The organism is bacterium (genome assembly GCA_021158245.1).
Taxonomy (GTDB): domain Bacteria; phylum Zhuqueibacterota; class QNDG01; order QNDG01; family QNDG01; genus QNDG01.
The window spans coordinates 1-3,599 of sequence record JAGGVB010000075.1; the positions used below are offsets into that span (position 1 = coordinate 1).

Consider the following 3,599-nt stretch of genomic DNA (forward strand, 5'->3'; position numbering starts at 1 on the left):
CGGCATTAAGCCATTTTGTTTTTCTTACCCGTGTTACACAGTCACTTTTCAGCAAAATGGGCGTTTATGTTCAGTACAGGCAGCAGATCAGTCTTACAAAGGAAACGGATTTTGTAAATGCAGACGGATTTTACCAGGATGAAGAAATATTTGACGATCCCTTCAGTTATGAAAGCAAAGGCTGGTCTTCACAGTTAACATGGATGATTTCCCGGTCAGTAAAAATACAAATTCGCGGAGCAGTAACATCAAAGAACTATATCAGTGAACAGGCGTATGTTTCCGCAGAGGACACTCTTGCTTCAGGCGGCAGCAGGTCAGACAATATGCAGACTTTTAATGTTAATTTTACTAAGACGTTTTATGTAAATAAGAAAGGTCTTAAAAATTTTCAGTTTTACATGAATTATTATTATATTGAAAACAGTTCAAACAGTTTCTGGTACGATTATAAAAACTCAGTTATAGGAGCCGGAATTAAGTGGCAGCTTTAAATATATTCCGAAGGATAAAAGCAGGAATGTAAAATGTCAGAATTCAACATACTTTTAATAGATGATGAGCCAGCACAGATAATATCAATCAAATCGTTTCTTAAACGGCGTAAATATAATGTGGTAACTGCAGAGTCCGGATCATAAGGATTGAAAATAGTACAAAACGGTAATATTGATTTGGTGTTTACTGATTTCAGGATGCCGGATATAAACGGGCTTGAAGTAGTAAAATCCGTAAAACAGATTAATCCTGAGATCCCGATTGTGGTTATGACTGCATTCAGCGATACTGAAGATGCAGTCAGAGTTATGAAACAAGGGGCATTTGATTATCTTGTAAAACCCGTTAATCTTGATGAATTGGAAGCTCTTGTAAAAAAAGCGCAGGAGCACAATTTTTTAGTTTCTGAAAACAGGCTGTTAAAAGAGCAGCTGCAGGAAAGATACAGATTCGATTCAATTATCTCCCAAAGCAAAGAGATGGAACAGGTTTTAAATACTGCAGGAAGAGTTGCAAAGAGCAAGGCAACAGTTTTAATCCGCGGAGAGAGCGGTACGGGAAAAGAACTTATTGCAAAAGCAATTCATTATACAAGTGACAGAAAAGACAAACCTTTAATTACGGTAAATTGCGCAGCGCTTTCGGAAAACTTGTTAGAGAGTGAACTTTTCGGGCACGAAAAAGGCTCCTTTACAGGTGCAACATCTCAGCGTATCGGGAGGTTTGAGCAGGCTGGCCGCGGGACATTGTTTATTGATGAAGCAGGAGATATTGCTCCTCAGACTCAGGTAAAACTACTCCGTGCACTGCAATTCGGAGAATTTGAACGTGTGGGAGGTTCCTCAACAATAAAAGTTGATGTACGGGTAATTACTGCAACTAACAGAAATCTCGAAGAGATGATTGCAGAGGGGAGTTTTCGTGAAGATTTGTTTTACAGGATCAATGTTGTGACAATACATATCCCTGCTTTAAGAGAGCGGAAAACAGACATACCTGTTCTTATTGATCATTTTCTTGAAAAGTATTCAAAAGAGAACGGGAAAGAGATAACAGGATTAAGCAGGGAAGCCCTTGACTATTTAATGCGTTATAATTATCCTGGTAATGTACGTGAGCTTGAAAATATTATTGAGCGGGCGGTTGTTCTTACACGAAGCGATGTAATTACTACAGATGATTTACCGGCCGGGCTTGCGGATATCAGGGAATCGGGAATCCTGGATCCTGCGGATTTTTCTTACTCTTATACGGAAAAGGTAAGCGCATTTGAAAGAGGTATGATTGAGACTGCGCTGGATTTAAAAAACGGGAATCAGACCAGAGCAGCGGAAATGCTTGGCATTTCTGAAAGGCATTTAAGATCCCGCATGCAAAAACTGGGAATTATAAACCCGAAGCGTTTAAATAAAGAAGGTTCATCATGAATTCCAAAGTTTTTATTTTTATTTTGTCTTTGCTGTGTGTTACTGCATTCGGCAGTGTACAGGCACAGGACAGCGTAAAAACAGCAAAGAAAATGCAGAAAAAAATTCAAAAAAAATTAAAGTTTGTGGATAAAAACGGTGACGGTTATAATGATAACGCTCCTGATCACGACAATGATGGTATTCCCAATGAGCTCGATCCGGACTGGCACAGACTTATGAAAGAGAAAAATAAGCTTCGGAAACCTAAGTTTATTGATTTAAACGGAGACGGTATAAATGATAACCTGCAGCAAATTCCATTAAAGCAGGGTAAACAGGTAAAGATAATAAAAAGTGAAAACGGATCTTCCATTAATAATAAGCAGCAAGGTCCAAAGGGTAGGGGCAAAAAGAAAAAAGGTGGTAAAGGGTAGCCGGATTTGCTTATTCAAGTGTCTGAACATAAAATATGCAGCAGAAATTTTTTTTACTTAACAATTGTTTAAGAATCAATTGTTATTGTATTCAAATTTGTTTTCATAAATCAAATAAATAGCAGGACAAATCTTTAAGCATAAGTTTTATCGGTCATCTTTACGACGAAGGCAGTACTCTGCTTGCTACAAAGGCGTTTCAGGATGCTACTGATTTTCATTTAAAGCACCCTGATTTGCCTCCTCTATTAAAACAAGGAGAAAATAATTGAGCAGATCAGTAAAAATTGCTTTAATTCAGCAGTCTGCATCCCGAAACATCGAAGATAATATTAAAAAGGGGACAGAGAATTTTATAAAAGCAGCTGAAAACAGTGCGCAGATAATCGTTTTTGCAGAGCTGGCTTTTACACCTTTTTATCCGCAAAATCGCTCCGGGTCAGATCCGGCCCTTCTTGCTGAAACAATACAGGGCCCGTTAACAGAGATATTTTCACAACTGTCTGCAAAGTACGGAGTTGTTACAGTTATGAATCTTTTTGAAAAAGAGGGTGATAAAACTTTTGATTCTTCTCCTGTTATTGATGCAGACGGAACAATCTTAGGCGTTACACGAATGGTTCATATACTGCAGGCGCCTAATTTTTATGAACAGGATTACTATGCCCAGGGAAATTCTCAAATGGTTTTCAGTACCCGTTTCGGGAAAATAGGAGTAGCAATTTGCTATGACCGCCATTTCCCTGAATACATGAGAGCATTAGGAATAAAGGGAGCGGAATTGGTTATTGTGCCTCAGGCAGGATCTGTGGGAGAGTGGCCTGAAGGATTATATGAAGCGGAACTTAAGGTTGCCGGATTCCAGAACGGGTACTTCACTGCTCTTTGCAACAGGGTGGGTAAAGAGGAAAATCTTACATTTGAAGGCAGGTCATTTGTAACCGGGCCTGACGGCCGCCTGGATAGCTCAGGCTCCTGCTCTTAAAGATGAAATACTCTATGCTGAAGTGAATCTGGATGAGGTTAAGAAATGTCATGCAAAAAAACATTTTCTAGCCTGAATAATTCACAAAAAAAGCTGTTTCATCCTATAATTTATTGTTTTATATTGAGTTTATTATAAAAACCCTTTACCTCTGGTAGTGGTCGATCAAATGGTTTTACCGTTTCATTAATTTTATTATACTGTACCTACCCTGAAAGGTTGCACAGAGGAGGTACAGTATAAATGAGTGAATATAAGAAGTTAACACATACG

At 38.5% G+C, this 3,599-nt stretch carries 2 protein-coding genes and 2 pseudogenes; all 4 read left to right on the forward strand.

Annotated elements, in window-relative coordinates:
• Positions 1-494, forward strand: a 494-nt coding sequence (locus tag J7K93_04695; GenBank protein ID MCD6116293.1) for a hypothetical protein, incomplete at its 5' end; no start/stop codon positions are given.
• Between the two features lie 33 nt (positions 495-527).
• Positions 528-1,925: pseudogene (locus tag J7K93_04700) on the forward strand (sigma-54-dependent Fis family transcriptional regulator).
• Positions 1,922-2,341 (forward strand): hypothetical protein, encoded by a 420-nt coding sequence (locus tag J7K93_04705; GenBank protein ID MCD6116294.1) that lies wholly within the window; start codon positions 1,922-1,924, stop codon positions 2,339-2,341. The pseudogene J7K93_04700 and the gene J7K93_04705 overlap by 4 nt, the downstream one beginning before the upstream one ends.
• A 268-nt stretch (positions 2,342-2,609) precedes the next feature.
• Positions 2,610-3,402 (forward strand): annotated as a pseudogene (locus J7K93_04710) (carbon-nitrogen hydrolase family protein).
• Positions 3,403-3,599: the final 197 nt, after the last annotated feature.